Genomic DNA, 12,788 nt, shown 5'->3' on the forward strand with positions numbered 1-12,788 from the left:
GGTGCCGATCGGACCCCGTGCGGCGTTATACGTTCAACCTCTTCATCTGGCCCACCGCTGAGGAGTACGTCATGGCCGACCACACCCGCACCCACCTGCTCGCGGCCATCGAGCTCGCGGCCCGCGCCCGGGAACACGGCAACCATCCTTTCGGCGCGCTGCTGACCGATCCCGCCCACAACGTCCTGCTCACGGCCGAGAACACCGTGCTGACGGACCGCGACGTCACCGCCCACGCGGAGACCAATCTGATCCGCCAGGCCTCGCGCACGCTGTCCCCGGCCCAGCTCACCGAGGCCGTCCTGTACACGAGCACCGAACCGTGCGCGATGTGCGCCGGCGCGATCTACTGGAGCGGGATCCGACGGGTCGTCTACGCGCTCGCCGCGACCGAGCTGAACGTCCTTGCGGAGGCGGATCCGGAGGAACCCGTGCTCGACCTGCCGTGCCGCCAGGTCTTCGCGGCCGGAGGCAACACCGTGGAGGTCTCGGGACCGCACCTCTTCGAGGAGGCCTCCGCGGTGCACGCGGGGTACTGGGGATAGCCGGTTGGTCGGGAGCCGGCGGTCGGCGGTCGGCGCTTGGAGGTCGGCGGCCGGCGGTCGGCGGCCGCCGGCCGGACGTGCCATGGCGCGGCGGCCGGGGGATCCTGGAGACGGCGGGCCGGCCGGCGACCGCCGCTCCCCGGGCTCGGGCCGCCCCGCCGAGGCCGCCCGCCCGCTCACTCACCGCCCCCGCTCACTCACCGCCCCCGCTCACTCACCGCCCCCGCCCGCTCACCGGCCGCACACCGTCGGAGGTCACCATGAGCAACGCTTCCACTCCCGGTCCCGCCGGCCCTGTGGTGGTCGGCACCGACGGCTCGGAAGCCGCCCGCCGGGCCGTGCTCTTCGCTCTCCGCGAGGCACAGCTGCGCGGCGTCACCGTGCGGGCCGTCTGTGCCTTCGGCCCCGGCTCCGGCCACACCGGGCAGTCGGACCTGGGTACGCCTGCCTGGCCCAGGATCGGCGGGCTGACGACGCACCTGCACGACATCGTCGCGCGTGAGGTGACGGACTCCGTCGACGAGTTGCGGCAGCAGGTCGGCGAACCTCTGGTCGAGGTCGAGGTCCGCTGCGATCGAGGCCGGCCCGCGCAGGTCCTGCTGGAGGAGAGCCGGGACGCGAGCCTCCTCGTCGTGGGGACCCGCGGTGCCGGCGTCTGGGGCCGGCTCGCGCTCGGCTCGACCAGCACCGAGGTCATCCACCACGCCCACGTTCCCGTCGTCGTCGTACCGCCCGGCCCCGAGGCCCAGGCCACGTGAACCGGCAGCACGCCACCCGTGGACCGGCCCCGAGGAGAGCAGGCCTCGATGCAGCCGGGCGAGGCCGGGGCGACGGACGCCGGAGCGGTGAGGTCCTTCGTGCGTTCGCCGACCACCTGAGCGGCCCCCGCACGACCACCGCGCCCGGCCCGGGTGACACTGGGGCGGACACCGGGTGACACTGGGGAGGACAACAGACCTCCGTCCGACACGGGCAGCCGCCCTCGTGCCCGCTGAGCGCGACCCGTCCCGGGAGGACTTCTTGCGTCTCACCGATAGCCGTACCGGCCGAAGCTGCGACATCCACCCGGCCCACCGCGGCCTGCTGCGCGTCACCGTCCACGCCGGACACCCGGCGCGCCCGTTCGACCTCTCGGACCTGCGCGCCCTGCTCGTCGCCGACGTGCTGCGGCGCGTCGGCGAGTTCGGCGGAGACCTCCAGGTCAGCCTCACGTGGGTGCTCCCCGACCTGCCCGCTCCCCTGCCCGCTCCCCTGGCCGAGGCACCCGCCCGCGAGGCCTACCGGCTGGGCGTCCGCCCGCCCGACAGCACCGAGGACGACGGCTCCGCCGACCTGCGCATCCTGGCATCCGGCACGGACACCGACCGGTCCGCCGGGACCGTGCTCACCGTCGCCCCCGCCCGACCGCCGGTCCCCGGGACCGCCGAGACGCCGCTGGGCTTCCTCGACGCCCTCACCGCGGAACCGCTCGCCGTCCGGCTCGCACTACTGCGCCACCCCTATCGGGCGTCGGTGGACCTCGCCGACCCCCTGCTCACCGACGCCCAGCGGGCGCTCGACCGCTGGCGGCAACTGGTCGCCCAGTGGTCCGAGGAACCCTCCCTCCCCTCACTCACCGACCCCGTGCGCCGCGCCCGTGCCGCCTTCGGCGACGACCTGGACACCAGCACCGCTCTGGACGTGCTGGAGCACACTGCCGCCGGCACCGAGCCGGCCGGCGCCAGGTTCGAGACCTTCGTGCGCGTGGACCGCGTCCTCGGCCTCGAACTCTCCCGGGACGTCGGCCGGGCAGCAGCCTGACACCCGCACCCCTCACCGAGGCGACCACCGCCATCGGGCGAGAGCCCGCCGCCGCCGTCCACGAGTCCACGCGCCTACCCGCCCACGTGCCGCTGGATGCCGCCGCCCGAAGCGTTCCGCGAGCGGCCTGGCGAGCCTGGCCGCGAGACCGGTTCCATCTGAGGAGCCGATGACCAGCGCGAGGAAGCACCGATTGCGGGGGGGGGGGGGGGGGGGGCGCCCCCCCCAAACACCCCATTAAAACCCAAAAGGGGGCCGGGTAACCCCCCCCCCCCGGGGCCCCGTTACACACCCACCCCAAAAACCCCCCCCCCCCCCCCGCCCCCCCCCCCCCCCCCCCCCCCCCCCCCCCCCCCCCCCCCCCCCCCCCCCCCCCCCCCCCCCCCCCCCGCGCCCCCCCCCCCCCCCCCCCCCCAGCGCTCTCTCCCGATGACAACCCTTCAGTCGGCCGGGATACCCCCCTGCCCGGCGTCGCCGTTCAGCACCCACCCGATCAACCCGCCACCGCCACCGGACCGAACGAGTCAATGGCATGTCAATAGACCTAAAAGCCCTGGTAAAGTTCGTGGCCGCACCGCGGCGGGGAGACCGCGGCCGTCACCAGGGGGCACCACCGCCATCCTCGTTCCGCAGGACTGCCACGACGGCGGGTACCGCTCTTCTCACCCCCGGCCGCCCGGCGGCATCCGCCCGTGCCGGCGGAGGGGTAACGGCGCTCCACCGGAAAGCAGGAGACAGTTCATGGCTGACGAGATGGTTCGTCTGGCTCAGAAGTTCATCAACACGACCTACGGCAACGGGGCCACACTCGGCATATCCAGGCTGGAGGAGGACGGCCGGACCGGCTGGCCGACGATGTACGCGCTGACCCGCGCGCTCCAGTACGAGATGGGCATCACCGCACTCTCGAACTCCTTCGGCCCGACCACCCTCTCGACCCTCCAGGCCAAGCACCCGAAGATTGACGACTCGACCGTCCCGTCCGCGAACTTCTGCCGGATCATCCAGTCCGCCCTGTACTGCAAGGGCTACGACGGCGGCGAGATCGACGGGCAGTACAACGCCCGGGTCAAGGCCGCAGTCACCAGGCTCAAGTCCCACATGGGCCTGGACTCGGTGTTCCCGGGCAGTTCCCTCGAACCGAAGGTGGTCAAGGGCCTGCTCACCATGGACGCGTACGTCACCGTCAGCGGCGGTGCGGACGGCATCCGGGCCATCCAGCGATGGCTGAACGGCCGGTACGTCAACCGCAGGGACTTCTTCGTCATCCCCTGCGACGGGTACCACTCCCGGGACGTCGCGAAGTCCATGCTGCTCGCGATCCAGTACGAGCTGGGCATGGCCGACGGCACCGCGAACGGCGCCTTCGGCCCCGGCACCCAGGCGGGGCTGAGGACCCACACGGTCTCGCCCGGCGCCACGGGCACCTGGCCGACGCTGTTCACGGCGGCGATGATCCTCAACAGGCGGGACGTCCCCCTCGGCGACTTCACCGCCACGGTGAAGAGCGGTGTCGAGGCGTTCCAGTCCTTCATGAAGCTGCCGGTCACCGGTGCGGGCGACTTCCAGACCTGGGCCTCGCTGCTGGTCTCCTACGGCGACCAGACCCGCCGGGGCACGGCCTGCGACGGCGTCACGAAGATCACTCCGGCCCGCGCGCAGGCGCTCAAGGACGCCGGCTACCAGTACATCGGCCGGTACCTCTCCAACCCCTCGACCACCAGCCTGCCGGAGAAGCAGATCCAACCAGGCGAGCTGGCCACCATCAAGCAGTACGGGCTGCGCTGCTTCCCGATCTTCCAGACCTGGAGCCGGTCGGCGGACTACTTCAGCTACCCCCAAGGCAACAACGACGCCTTCCGCGCGATCGAGTGGGCGCGTTTCCACGGATTCAAGCCCGGCACGACCATCTACTTCGCCGTCGACTACGACGCCATGGACGGCGAGGTCACCGGCTTCGTCATCCCGCACTTCCGGGGCATCCACCACACGATCAGCGAGAACTCCCCCTACCGGGTGGGCATCTACGGGCCGCGCAACGTCTGCCAGCGGGTCGCGGACGCGGGCTTCGCGGAGACGAGCTTCGTCTCCGACATGTCGAGCGGCTTCTCCGGCAACCTCGGCTACCCGATGCCGAGCAACTGGGCGTTCGACCAGATCGCCACCCTCACCGTCGGCTCGGGCGCGGGCGCCATCGAGATCGACACCAACATCGCCTCCGGCCGGGACACCGGCCAGGGCGACTTCGACCCGGGCGTCGGCACCGTCGCCGGGCTCGACGTCGACCTGGACAAGACCGCCTACCGCGACTCCATGCTCCGCGACGTGCAGGGCCACCTCACCTCGATCGGTGTCCCGGAGACCGGTGGCGACGGCTGGACCGACAAGGACTGGGCCACCCTGGGCGGCGTCTCCACCACCAAGGCCTTCGACCTGGTGCTCGGTGCGGACTGGCTGTTCACCGCGCTGGCCCGCGAGTTGAAGCTGCGCAAGGCCCTGATCCAGGCCCCCGTCCTGTGGGAACTGCGCAAGCTGAACCCGCTCGACCCGCTCGCCGACGCCGCCGTCCGCAACGGCGTCATGGAGGACTGCAGCACCGGCTGGGGCCAGATCTTCGCCCGGGTCGCCATCGCCGCCCGCAATCACTGCGTCAAGGAGGGCCTGATCAACGGGTCCCTGCTGGCCGAACCCAACCTGCGGGAGGTCTGGGACAAGCTCCAGGACCCCGCCTACAACATCCGGTCGGTCGCTTATCTGACGGTCTACAACTCCCACCAGCTCAAGATCGCGCGACCGAACCTGACCACCGGCCAGGCCGACACCCAGGCCCTGCTGGCCCGGTACAACGGCCTCGGCGAGGACGCGCAGCAGTACGGCCGCGAGCTGATCGGCCTGTACAACGTGCTGGAGAGCTACAACCTGCTGTCCCGCACCAAATGAGCACCCGTACGGACGTGGAGACTCCGCGCACCCGGAGCTACTCACCCACCGCCGTCCTCGTGAACCTCCTGCTGGGGGTGCCCGGCGTCGTACCGGTGTGGCTGTTCTACCACTTCGCCACCAACTGGCCGCTCGCCGCGCTCGGCTGGACCAGTCGCGAGCCGACGGAGAACGACGGCATGCTGCCGTGGCTGATGCTGCCCGGACCGCTGGTAGCTGGCTCCACGATCCTGTGGTGCCTCGCCAACAGGGCCGTCCGGCGCCGCACGGCCCCGGCCGGTGTCCGCGCGGTGTACTGGCTGACGAGCGTCCTGCTGACCCTGGTGCCCACGTTCGTGCTCATCATCGTTCTGTAGGAGGAAAAGGGATGGAAGACGTGCAGATCGGCATCACGCGGCGGACCGCGGTCAAGGGCGCCGCCGCCATCGGTACGGCCGCAGCGACGGCCGCACTGCTCCCGGGGGCCGCCTCGGCCACTCCGACCACCTCGGCCGCTCCGGCCACCTCGCCGAACGCGACCGGGATCCCGGAGAGGAAGCTCCCGACCAGCGCCAACGGCTGGACGATCGAGAAGGAGGCGAACCACGTCTCCACCGTCTGGACCCGCCAGGTGGCCGGTACCGGGCTCTCGGTGGACATCCGGATCGGCGACGTGGAGGAGGTCCTCGTCCACCTGATCCGGCGCTTCCACTACGAGGTGGAGGAACTCCCGAGCGGTGACCTGCTCGGCTGGCAGGAGATCGGCAGCCTCCGCGGGGCGCTGCCGGAGTCGAACCTCGCCTCCGGCACGGCGGTGCGCATCCGCCCCGGCGCCTCGGCGAAGGGCGGGCTCTTCGCCTACCAGGAAGTGGTGCTGCGGGACATCCTCGCCGAGTGCCAGGGAGTCGTGCGCTGGGGCGGAGACGACGACGAGGTGGACGAGTCGCTGTTCTACGTCGCGCTCGGCCCGGAGGACCGCCGGGTCAACCGGCTCGCCAACCGGCTACGCAGTTGGGGCGCCCGCCCCGGTGAGTGGCTGGTTCGTATCCCGGTTTCTGAGTAGCCTGGAGCCCTAATCTGACCTGGTGTCGAAGGGCATCGGGCAGGCCGGAGAGCGGGAGTGCAGGGGCTGCGGGGGCCGGTTGAGGCCGGACGCGCGGCCCGATGCCGTCTACTGCTCCACGGTGCGTCGTGCCAGGCAGTGGCGGGTGGACCGCCGGCTGCGAAAGCGAGTGGCGGCCGAACTCAGCGGTGCCGGCCGGGTGGAGTGCCCGGAGTGCGGCGAGCGGTGGGTGGCCGGGGTGGACCGGCGTTCGAACGCGGTCTACTGCTCGCGGAGGTGCGTGATGAGGGCCTGGAGGGTCCGGACCAAATCGTTCGGCGAACGGTCACAGTGACCGCAACGCGAACGGCTTCGCCGGTCGGAATCGGTCAATTCCGATCACCTGAAGGCTGATTGTTGTGATCAGCTCACCGGTGGGTTGACTCTGCTGCGCGGAAAGCGGGCCGCGTCCCGTCGTGGTCAAGTGCCGCACCCGGCCCGTGAGTTGGCGGTGTGAGCCATGCCCGAGGAGATCGAGAAGGACGACAAGGTCGGCAGTGTCAGCTTCGAGCGGTACGCGGAGATCGTCGCGGAGCTGCGGAAGCTGATCGAGACGACCAGCCGCGCGCAGTTCACGATCGGCGACTACGCGCTGGAGGTCGAACCGATGCGTGAGTACGGCGGCCAGGAGAAGGCCGACGAGCTGTTCACGGTGAAGGACTCGCTTTTCCGCCTGGCCGAAGACATCGGCCTGACCTACTCGTCGGTGAGGAACGCGCGCTGGACGTCGTCGAAGTGGCCGAAGGAGCGGCGGGTGGCCGGGGTGTCCCACACCGTCCACCGGGTCCTGGCGGCCATACCCGATGACGAGGAACGGTTCGCCGCGATCCTCACGCCGCCGCCGGGCAAGGCGCGGTGGACCCCGGACGAGGCGAACCGGCGGGTAGGCCGGCAGGTCCAGAAGCCGGTCACCCCGCAGGAGAAGGTCAGCGCGGTCCACACGCTCGTCCAGGACGAGCGTGTCGCGGCGACGGTGACTGGTGACCTGCTGCGGCGTCCTGCGGTGGTCGCGCAGGTCAAGCCTGAGGACAAGGTCCGGGTGGTGGAGGAGCTGACCCGCGACGACGAGGTCGCGGCGGCGGTCGCCCCGGACTTCCTGCGGCGCCCGGCGGTCGTTGCCCGGGTCGCCCCAGCGGAGAAGGTGAAAGTGGTCGAGGAGCTGACCCGCGACGACCACGTCGCCGCCGAGGTGACCACCGGGCTGCTGCGGCGCCCGGACGTCGCGGCCCGGGCGATGGCCGACGACACCGCCCGCCACCAAGTCAACCACGCCCAGGTCGAGCGCGGCCGCCAGGCCCGCGAGCACTTCGAGGAGAACAGCCCCGTCGCGCCGACGATCCGCAGGCTCGACCGGACGGCGGAGTTCCTGGACCTGGTCACCGCCTGCCACGCGTTCGTCGCCGCCGCGGGCCGGATGGTCCCGAGCCTGCGCGATCGCGAGCTCGGCGAGGACGAGCGGATCATCGTCCACGAGAACGTTGCCCGGGTGCGGGCGACGCTTGACTGGATCGAGACGGCGGTCGACACCGGGAAGGTCGACGTTGACGGCGAGCTGGCCCGCCTCCTGCAAGGTGAGTAGGCCGTGCCCCGCGCTTCCCAGCGCAGGTCTCCCGCCGCCGAGCGGCACGCCGACACCGTCCGCTTCGTCCTCTTCGAGGCGAGGCCGGCCGGGCTGACCTTCGACCAACTGGTCAGGTCCAGCGAGCTGAGCGGGAGCCAAGTGAGGGCTGGCCTGGCCTGCCTGCGGGACATCATCGCCGAACGCGAGTGGCCGCCCCTGATCTGGAGCCGGGCAGACGGCTACAAGTTCTGCTCCGACCCCGCCGAGCTCCAGGCGTACGAGGTCGCGGTGATCCGCGAGAAGCTCACCGAGATCCGCCGGTTCATCACCGGCGTCGTCGCCCCGCACGCCGCCCTGCAGCCCAAGGGCCGGTGGATCAGGCACCTGAACACCCAGCTCAGCTCCGTCGAGTCCACGCTCGACGTCATCGCCGACTACATCGACGCCTGACCGCTGCGGGTCCGGCTGCTCCGGCGGCTGGACCCGCAGCACTGCCCGGAGGGAGGAGAACGTGGCCCGGCGCCGCTGCTATCCGTCCGACACTTGGGACGACGAATGGGCGCTGATCGAGCCGCTGCTGCCGCCCCCGGCCTGCGAGACCACGGTCGGCGGCCAGCCGGAGAAGCACCCGCGCCGGGAGATCGTGGACGCGATCCGCTACGTCGTTGACACGGGATGCAAGTGGCGCGCGCTGCCGAAGGACTTCCCGCCCTGGCGCACGGTCTGGGGGTTCATGGCGCGCTGGGCGGCAGCCGGCGTGGTCGGCCAGATCCGTGACCAACTCCGCAAGCGCGTCCGGTGCGACACGGGACGCTCGCCCGGGGCGGTGGCCACCGTCATCGACTCCCAGTCCGTGAAGGCCGCCGACACGGTCGGCAAGGCCAGCCGCGGCTACGACGGCGCGAAGAAGATCAATGGCAGGAAGAGACACCTGGTCGTGGACACCAAGGGCCTGCCGCTGTTCGTCATGGTCACCCCGGCCGACATGACGGACCGTGACGCGGCGAAGGAAGTGCTGTTCCGGCTGCGGCTGATGCACCCGGAGATCACCATCGTCTGGGCCGACTCCGGCTATGCCGGAAAGCTCGTGACCTGGGCGAAGAAGTACCTGAACCTCACGGTCAAGACCGTCAGCCGCCCCAAGGACGCGAAGGGCTTCGTCATCCTGCCCCGCCGCTGGGTGGTCGAGAGGTCGATAGCGTGGATCATGAACGCCCGCCGACACGCCCGCGACTACGAACGCCTCGTCCAGCACTCCGAGTCGCTGATCACCTGGGCCGCGATCACCATCATGACCAGGCGCATCACCCGCCGGACCTCCCGCCGGTCGGGACAGCCGGCATCCCGCGAAGCCCAGCGGGACTGACTGAACCGGAGGTCACCGCGGGGACCTCCATCGAGACCGGTCCGAACCGCCGTCCCGGACCCACCTTCCCACGTCCGCCACCGGCCAGTCAGCGGATTGGGGATTGAGGGACATCCGTACTGACGGGGCATCGACGGCCGGACGTGTCTGAGCGAGGCCGGAGCCAGCCTGCCGATGCTGATGGCCAGGTCACGGCACAAGAAGCCCGAGAACGTACGGCGCTACTTCCCCCCCTCGGCGGAGGCGATCGCCGAGGCCACCAGCCTGCTTGCCCCTGGAGACAGTCGGCGCTGACCTCGTCAGCGGCAGTCAAGTCGAGCTGGGCTGGCTGCCTCCAGCCTCCTGCGCACGGAGCCGGGCTGCTCGGCCATCCAACTCTGAAGCGACTATTGCGAAGTCTTCGCTTCATACCTACGGTGAGTGCATGCGACCGAAGCACGAGCCTGAGCAGATCACCGACCTGTCACGGTTGAGGGCGTTCATGAACCCGCTGCGGATGCAGCTGTACCGGCTGCTGTACGCCGCGGGCACCGCGACCGCCTCTCAGCTCGCCGAGCATGTCGACGAAGCGCCCTCGCTGGTCAGCTACCACTTGCGCAAGCTGGCCGAGCACGGCTTCGTGACCCAGGCGAGCGACCAGAGCACCGACGGCCGCGAGCGGTGGTGGAAGGTCCCATCCGAAGAGGGCTGGGGCTTCCGCGACTCGGACTTCGCGGACACGCCCGAGGGCGCCGCCGCAGTCGGCGCAGTGACCCGAGGGATGTTCGACACCCGCGTCGCCCAGTACCGCACGTATCTCGACCAGAAGTCCGCCTGGGGGAAGGCGTGGAGCGACGCGTCCTTCACCTCCGAGTGGCTGCTCGACCTCACCCCGGCCGAGCTCGCCGAGATGAGCGACGAGCTTGAGGCGCTCGCCCGACGCTGGCGGGAGCGCGGCAAGGCGGCCAAGGCGGCCGGCGACACCGAGGACCGCGAGCACGTGTCCGTGCACGTCTACGGCTTTCCCTTCCGGCCCTGACTCAGCCGAATCCCGACTTACTGGAGCCCCGCCATGGCCGCCCCGCACACAGTCCTGCCCGAACGCGCCACCACACCGGCGCACCGCGACGCCAACGTGCTGCGCTGGCTCACCGCCTACACGGTCTCCCTCGTCGGCGACAGCGTGTACTTCGTCGCCCTGGGCTGGTCCGCCCAGAAGGTGGCCGGTCCCGCCGAAGTCGGCCTCGTCATGGCCGCCGGAGCGCTACCGCGAGCGTTACTCATGCTCGGCGGGGGCGTGGTGGCCGACCGGTTCGACCCCCGCCGGGTGATCCTCGGCAGTGACATACTGCGCTGCATCCTCATCCTGGCGGTGGCCGCCGGCATCGCACTGACAGCGCCGGCCCTGTGGATCCTGGTCACGGTGGCGCTCGTCTTCGGCGCCGTGGACGCGCTGTTCGTACCCGCTGTCGGCGCCCTCCCATCCCGGATCACCACCCCTGACCAGCTGGCCCGGGTCACCGGTATGCGCTCGCTGTCGACCCGCCTCGGCCAGATCGCGGGCCCGCCGATCGGCGGCCTGGCCATGGGACTCGGCGGACCCGCAGCCGCCTTCACCGTCGCCGGACTGCTCATCGCGCTGTCCCTGCCGCTCCTGCTGACGATACGGATACGGCCCCTCGGAGCGAGCGACGCCGAGCGACCGGAGCCCAGCACCGCGCGGCAGGACCTGCTCGACGGCCTGCGCTACATCCGCCGCCACCGCCTCATCGGCCCGCTCGTCGTCGCCGGCGCCGTCTGCGAACTCGGGCTCATCGGCACCCTCAACGTCGGCATGGTGCTCCTCAACGCCGAACGCGGCTGGGGCCCTTCCGGCTACGGCTGGATCGCCAGCAGCTTCAGTGCGGGAGCTGCGGCCAGCGCCTCACTGCTTGCCATCGCAGGATGGCTGCCCCGTGCCGGCCTGATGATGACCGGGACACTGCTCGTGGGCTGCGCGGGCGCGGCCACCATCGCGCTGGTGCCCACCCTGTGGCTCGCCGCAGTGCTGGCTGCGGTCATCGGACTGTGTGCGGGCGTCTTCGGCAGCCTGAACAACGCCCTCATACAGACCGCGGCGGACCCGGCCTATCTCGGCCGGGTCACCTCCGTCGTCATGCTCACCATGGTCGGTATAGCCCCCCTCAGCTACCCGCTGGTCGGTGCCGCCATCGGGACCTGGGGCGCCGCCCCGGTATTCGTCGGCTGCGGCATCTTCGCCAGCCTGGGCGCGGTCATCGCCCTAGCCTCCGACGCGGTGCGCCACGCCGAACTGCCCCGGCAGCGGGCCAGGCGTGACCACCTGAGCAACCCGACCGCAGCCCAGTGAGCCTTGTTCGATTCCTGACCTGGCCAAACGCTGCCCGGAAGCTTGCAAACAGGCACTGACCTTGTCGTTTAACATCCGGCCTCGAACGAGCGGGCCCGGTGATCACTCGTTCGGGTGTCTCCGGGACGTGGGTACGGCCTTCGCGTGATCCTGAACTCGACTAAGGGTTACAGGACTTGATGCGAAGGCCGTGCTGGTGATTGTGGTGGAACAGAGTGTTCAGGGCGAGCCGTTCGCGGAACTGTCACGCTTCCGGGGGGTCTTCTACGACTGCCTGACCGGGCGGCGAGACGCGCTGTTCGAGCTGACCGACGCGGTGCTGTGCACCGACGGGCCGGTGAAGACCCTGGTGGACCTGGCGCTCGCGCCTGAGCACCGGCGCGGCCACGGCGCCCTCTACGGCGCGCTGAACAAGGGCCGCATGGACGTCGACCGGCTACGGTCGGAGCTGGCCGGCCTGCCGCTGCCGCGCGCCGCGGGCGGCCGCCTGGTGCTGGCGGTGGACGTCTCGCCGTTCGTCTTCGGCGACCCCGCCACCTGGGGCACCGAGCAGGCGGTCACCACCACCGCGACCCGCCGCTACGGCACCGCCACCGCCCGGGCCTGGGACCGGCTCCACCCACGTCTCACGAAACGGGCGGCCTGGCTGGAGCACGACGGGCCGCTGCCGGTCATCGAGGGCACGGTGATCCGGCTGGCCGTCGAGAAGCTGCCCAGCGGCGGGGTGAACCGGCCGGTCTGGCTCTGGTGGTCGAGCACCGGCGCCGACCCGGCCGACGTGGACCGCTGCTGGCAGGCGTTCCTCCGCCGCTTCGACCTGGAGCACACGTTCCGCCTGCTCAAGCAGACCCTCGGCTGGACCCGGCCCCGCCTACGCGACTCCGCGGCGGCCGACCGGTGGACCTGGCTGGTCATCGTCGCCCACACCCAGCTCCGCCTCGCCCGCCCGCTCGTCGCCGACCTCCGCCACCCCTGGGAGCGGCCGGCGGAACCGAACAAGCTCACCCCCGCCCGCGTCCGGCGCGGGTTCCGGAACCTGCATACGAAGGCCCCGAGGCTGTCGCACGACTTCGCCCGTCCGGGAGTCAAGAGCGCGATTTTGCGGTGCCGGCGAGGATTTTGCTGAGGTTGTGGACGGTGCCGAGGAG

The 12,788-nt window shown here is 71.0% G+C and carries 11 protein-coding genes and 1 pseudogene; all 12 read left to right on the top strand.

What is annotated here, in order from left to right:
* Nucleotides 1-71: 71 nt before the first annotated feature.
* Complete coding sequence (locus ACIPLC_RS34490; RefSeq protein ID WP_400476991.1) at nucleotides 72-545, top strand: nucleoside deaminase; 474 nt, start codon at nucleotides 72-74, stop codon at nucleotides 543-545.
* A 260-nt stretch (nucleotides 546-805) separates the two neighbouring features.
* The gene (locus ACIPLC_RS34495; RefSeq protein ID WP_400476992.1) at nucleotides 806-1,303 is read left to right on the top strand and encodes a universal stress protein; all 498 of its coding nucleotides are present in this window, start codon (nucleotides 806-808) and stop codon (nucleotides 1,301-1,303) included.
* A gap of 262 nt (nucleotides 1,304-1,565) precedes the next feature.
* A complete protein-coding gene (locus tag ACIPLC_RS34500; RefSeq protein WP_400476993.1) occupies nucleotides 1,566-2,345 on the top strand; it encodes a hypothetical protein in 780 nt (259 codons plus the stop codon).
* A gap of 741 nt (nucleotides 2,346-3,086) precedes the next feature.
* Complete coding sequence (locus ACIPLC_RS34505; RefSeq protein WP_400476994.1) at nucleotides 3,087-5,285, top strand: glycoside hydrolase domain-containing protein; 2,199 nt, start codon at nucleotides 3,087-3,089, stop codon at nucleotides 5,283-5,285.
* Nucleotides 5,282-5,641 (top strand): hypothetical protein, encoded by a 360-nt coding sequence (locus ACIPLC_RS34510; RefSeq protein WP_400476995.1) that lies wholly within the window; start codon nucleotides 5,282-5,284, stop codon nucleotides 5,639-5,641. The genes ACIPLC_RS34505 and ACIPLC_RS34510 overlap by 4 nt, the downstream gene beginning before the upstream one ends.
* An 11-nt stretch (nucleotides 5,642-5,652) precedes the next feature.
* Nucleotides 5,653-6,327, top strand: a complete 675-nt coding sequence (locus ACIPLC_RS34515) for a hypothetical protein (RefSeq protein WP_400476996.1) — start codon at nucleotides 5,653-5,655, stop codon at nucleotides 6,325-6,327.
* Between the two features lie 499 nt (nucleotides 6,328-6,826).
* Entirely contained in the window at nucleotides 6,827-7,945 is a 1,119-nt protein-coding gene (locus ACIPLC_RS34520; protein ID WP_400476997.1) for a DUF6192 family protein, read from the top strand.
* A gap of 3 nt (nucleotides 7,946-7,948) precedes the next feature.
* Entirely contained in the window at nucleotides 7,949-8,377 is a 429-nt protein-coding gene (locus tag ACIPLC_RS34525; RefSeq protein WP_400476998.1) for a RacP protein, read from the top strand.
* Nucleotides 8,378-8,438: 61 nt separating this feature from the next.
* Nucleotides 8,439-9,293: an IS5 family transposase gene (locus tag ACIPLC_RS34530; protein ID WP_400476999.1), complete on the top strand. Its 855-nt coding sequence runs from the start codon at nucleotides 8,439-8,441 to the stop codon at nucleotides 9,291-9,293.
* Between the two features lie 424 nt (nucleotides 9,294-9,717).
* Complete coding sequence (locus tag ACIPLC_RS34535; protein WP_400477000.1) at nucleotides 9,718-10,311, top strand: ArsR/SmtB family transcription factor; 594 nt, start codon at nucleotides 9,718-9,720, stop codon at nucleotides 10,309-10,311.
* Nucleotides 10,312-10,344: 33 nt separating this feature from the next.
* Entirely contained in the window at nucleotides 10,345-11,640 is a 1,296-nt protein-coding gene (locus tag ACIPLC_RS34540) for an MFS transporter (protein ID WP_400477001.1), read from the top strand.
* 196 nt (nucleotides 11,641-11,836) lie between these two features.
* Nucleotides 11,837-12,724: pseudogene (locus ACIPLC_RS34545) on the top strand (transposase); the annotation flags it as partial.
* Nucleotides 12,725-12,788: the final 64 nt, after the last annotated feature.

The sequence above is a fragment of the Kitasatospora sp. NPDC086801 genome (genome assembly GCF_044745805.1).
Classification (GTDB): domain Bacteria; phylum Actinomycetota; class Actinomycetes; order Streptomycetales; family Streptomycetaceae; genus Kitasatospora.

What these genes read in the sequence shown, in the direction of transcription:
- ACIPLC_RS34490 (WP_400476991.1), top strand. Translation starts at nt 72, where the DNA reads ATGGCCGACCACACCCGCACCCACCTGCTCGCGGCCATCGAGCTCGCG.
- ACIPLC_RS34495 (WP_400476992.1), top strand. Translation starts at nt 806, where the DNA reads ATGAGCAACGCTTCCACTCCCGGTCCCGCCGGCCCTGTGGTGGTCGGC.
- ACIPLC_RS34505 (WP_400476994.1), top strand. Translation starts at nt 3,087, where the DNA reads ATGGCTGACGAGATGGTTCGTCTGGCTCAGAAGTTCATCAACACGACC.
- ACIPLC_RS34510 (WP_400476995.1), top strand. Translation starts at nt 5,282, where the DNA reads ATGAGCACCCGTACGGACGTGGAGACTCCGCGCACCCGGAGCTACTCA.
- ACIPLC_RS34515 (WP_400476996.1), top strand. Translation starts at nt 5,653, where the DNA reads ATGGAAGACGTGCAGATCGGCATCACGCGGCGGACCGCGGTCAAGGGC.
- ACIPLC_RS34520 (WP_400476997.1), top strand. Translation starts at nt 6,827, where the DNA reads ATGCCCGAGGAGATCGAGAAGGACGACAAGGTCGGCAGTGTCAGCTTC.
- ACIPLC_RS34535 (WP_400477000.1), top strand. Translation starts at nt 9,718, where the DNA reads ATGCGACCGAAGCACGAGCCTGAGCAGATCACCGACCTGTCACGGTTG.
- ACIPLC_RS34540 (WP_400477001.1), top strand. Translation starts at nt 10,345, where the DNA reads ATGGCCGCCCCGCACACAGTCCTGCCCGAACGCGCCACCACACCGGCG.